The organism is Streptomyces sp. NPDC060198, from assembly GCF_042728415.1.
GTDB lineage: Bacteria > Actinomycetota > Actinomycetes > Streptomycetales > Streptomycetaceae > Streptomyces.
Genome location: NZ_JBHWZJ010000595.1, coordinates 1 through 2,752, shown reverse-complemented (window position 1 = coordinate 2,752; position 2,752 = coordinate 1). Strand labels below are relative to the sequence as shown.

At 69.9% G+C, this 2,752-nt stretch carries 3 protein-coding genes; 1 reads left to right on the top strand and 2 read right to left on the bottom strand.

The annotated features are described in order from the left end of the window. Positions 1-61: 61 nt before the first annotated feature. Both ACFWEP_RS33880 and ACFWEP_RS33875 read right to left on the bottom strand, forming a co-directional pair. Positions 62-1,327 carry an Ig-like domain-containing protein gene (locus ACFWEP_RS33880; RefSeq protein WP_387376028.1) on the bottom strand — a complete coding sequence of 422 codons (1,266 nt, stop codon included), beginning with the start codon at positions 1,325-1,327 and terminating at the stop codon, positions 62-64. Between the two features lie 339 nt (positions 1,328-1,666). Beyond that, complete coding sequence (locus tag ACFWEP_RS33875; RefSeq protein WP_387376027.1) at positions 1,667-2,140, bottom strand: hypothetical protein; 474 nt, start codon at positions 2,138-2,140, stop codon at positions 1,667-1,669. 182 nt (positions 2,141-2,322) lie between these two features. On the opposite strand from ACFWEP_RS33875, the gene ACFWEP_RS33870 reads away from it, so the two are divergent. After that, positions 2,323-2,631 carry a hypothetical protein gene (locus ACFWEP_RS33870; protein ID WP_387376025.1) on the top strand — a complete coding sequence of 103 codons (309 nt, stop codon included), beginning with the start codon at positions 2,323-2,325 and terminating at the stop codon, positions 2,629-2,631. Positions 2,632-2,752: the final 121 nt, after the last annotated feature.

Sequence of the window (2,752 nt, the reverse complement as noted above, 5' to 3'; positions counted from 1 at the left end):
CCGGCGGTCCGTGCGGACCGGGGTGCCACCGCCCTCGGGGCGGGGACGGGGAGTGCCGGGATCAGGCGGCCGAGTCGGCCGTCCACTCGGACCAGCTCATGTTCCAGCCGTTGAGGCCGTTGTCCGGGGAGATCGTCTTGTCCGGGGAGTTCTTCACGATGACGACGTCGCCGATGAGCGAGTGGTTGTAGAACCACGCCGCGGGCTGGTCGGCGTCGCCGGCGCCCTTGACGTCCTGAAGACCGACGCAGCCGTGGCTGGTGTTGGCCGAGCCGAAGATGCTGGAGCTGCCCCAGTAGTTGCCGTGCACGAAAGTGCCGGAGTTCGACAGGCGCATGGCGTGCGGGACGTCCTTGATGTCGTACTCGCCCTTGCCGTCGTCGTCGGTGAAACCGACCGTGGCGCCGTCCATCCGAGTCTCCTTGTACTTCTCGGAGATCACCATCTGGCCGTTGTACGTGGGGTTGTCGGGCGATCCGGCGGAGATCGGGATCGTCTTGATCGTCTTCCCGTCCTGGGTGACGGTCATGGTGTGCGCCTTGGCGTCGACGGTGGAGACCTGGTTGCGGCCCACCTTGAAGGTGACCGTCTTCTGCTGCACTCCGAAGACGCCGTCCGCGCCCTCCACGCCGTCCAGCGCGAGCTTCAGCGTGACGGTGGAGCCGCCCGTCCAGTAGTCCTCGGGGCGGAGGTCGAGCCGCTGCGAGTTGAACCAGTGGCCGACGACTTCCTGGCCGCTGCTGGAGGTGACGGTGATGCCGGCCTGGACGGCCGCCTTGTCGGTGATCGCCTTGTTGAAGTTGATCGAGACCGGCATGCCGACGCCGACGGTGGAACCGTCCTCGGGGGTGAAGTTCCCGATGAAGCTGTCGTCGGGCGAGACGGTCGTGAAGGAGCCGTTCTCGTGGGCCACACGGCCCTTGGAGTCCTTGGCCGAGGCGCTGACCTTGTACGTGGTCGAGCGCTCCAGCTGCGCGGCGGGCTTCCAGCTCTTCCCGTCCGCGGCGAGCGTGCCCTCCACGTCGTCGCCCGCGGCGGTCGTCATGGTGACGGTGGTCAGCGTCCCCTTGGCGACGGTGACCTTGGCCGCGTTGTTGATGCTGGCGTTCGTCGATCCGTTCTTCGGCTCGATCGATATCTGGGCCTCGGACACGTCCTGGGCCGCGGCCTCGTCGACCTGTGCCTGGGACTTCTGGGAGCTGCTCGCGGAGGGACTGGAATCGTCGCCGCCGCTGCACGCCGAGAGCACCAGCACGCCGCCGAGCAGGGCGGACGCGGCCATCAGGCCCTTACGCCGCTTGCTGTCCGTGATCACACGCTTCTCCATCGTTGCCAATTCCCCAAAATCCCCGTAACGGCGCCGCCAGACGCGAATCCCCGTCAATGTTCCAGAACCCCGGTCGGTGGCGATCCGTTCCACATCCGCACGGGATGTGGGGAACACCACTCATCGACGCGTCCCCGGCGGCTTTTGGTTCCCGCCTCCGCGCGACCGGTCCGGTGCGGTTCCGTTCCGGGCCGTCCGACGGCCCGGAACCGGTCTTCTCGCGGGTCGGACCGGTCGCCCGCGCGCGGCTCGTCCGCGCAGTCGCCCCTCCGATCTCGTCGGCGCCCCGGCCCCGGTGGGGGGTACCGGCCGGGGCCGTCCCGCGGGTCGGTCCTCCGGCTACTTCCGCCCGCCGGCCCCGCCGCCCTCGCTGTCCTCGCCTTCCTCGTCGTCGGCGTCGTAGTACTCGTACGCCTCCGCGTCGTACTCGTCGTCGTCCTCGGGATCGTGCTCGACGGCCTCGCTGCTCCACGAAGCCTGCGCGAGCTCGATCCCCGGCACGGCGCTGACCAAGTCGAACGGGTCGATCAGCGAAGCGAGTGCCTCTGCGGCGTCTGCCCGGACGAGGGACTCGGCATGCCTGCGCTCCCCTTCCGTCCCGTGGTCGTCGGGGTCGGGGAGGGTGTCCTCGTACTCGGCGGCGACCGCTTCCAGGGCGGTGCCGGTCAGGGCTTCCAGATCGGTGACCTCCACCACCAGCTCCACCTGGAGTCGGATGAAAGCGGGTTCCGGAGCGTCCTCCCTCGCCGCCTCCCGGGTGTCCCGCGCCAGGCCCCGTGCCGTGTTCTCGTGCGTGCTTTCCGAAGTGCTCATAAGCCGGAGCGTAGGGCTCCGGCTTCCGCGCGCTCCCGCGACCCGCTGCGGGGCGGTCCGTTCGCGGGGCGGCACGTCAGCCGGGGGGCCGGACGCGCCGGGGCCGCGCGGTGCTCCTGGATGAAGGTCGTACCATCGGCCCACGGGGGTCAACTCAAGGTCGTCGTCAGGGGATCGAATCTGTGACCATCACTCGTCGCACACTGCTGACCGTCTCCGCCGCGGGCATCGTGCTGGGCGCGCTCTGCTTCGTACCGTCGGCGAAGAACACGGACGACACGTCCTCGCACACCGCGGCGGCGAGAACCACCGCCACCGCCCCGGTGCAGCGGGAGGACGGGTCGTACGGCTCGTCGAGCCGGTCGTTCGCCCAGGCGGGCGACGGTTCCGGCGTGGGCAGCACGCCGTACTTGATCGGCGGAACGGTCCTGCTGGGCCTGGGCGCGGGGTACGTCGCCCGCTCGGACCGCCGGTCCTCCTCGCCCGCCTGACAGCCGCCGCCATCGCCGCCGACGCACCCCGACGCGGCCACCGAAATCGCCTACCGCCACGGCGGTTCGTCACAGTCGGCGGATTCCGCGTGCGACCTTGGCGAACGACGACCCGGTCAGG

Excerpts from the sequence above, each read along its gene's own strand:
- ACFWEP_RS33880 (WP_387376028.1), bottom strand. The coding sequence starts at position 1,327 with ATGGAGAAGCGTGTGATCACGGACAGCAAGCGGCGTAAGGGCCTGATG.
- ACFWEP_RS33875 (WP_387376027.1), bottom strand. The coding sequence starts at position 2,140 with ATGAGCACTTCGGAAAGCACGCACGAGAACACGGCACGGGGCCTGGCG.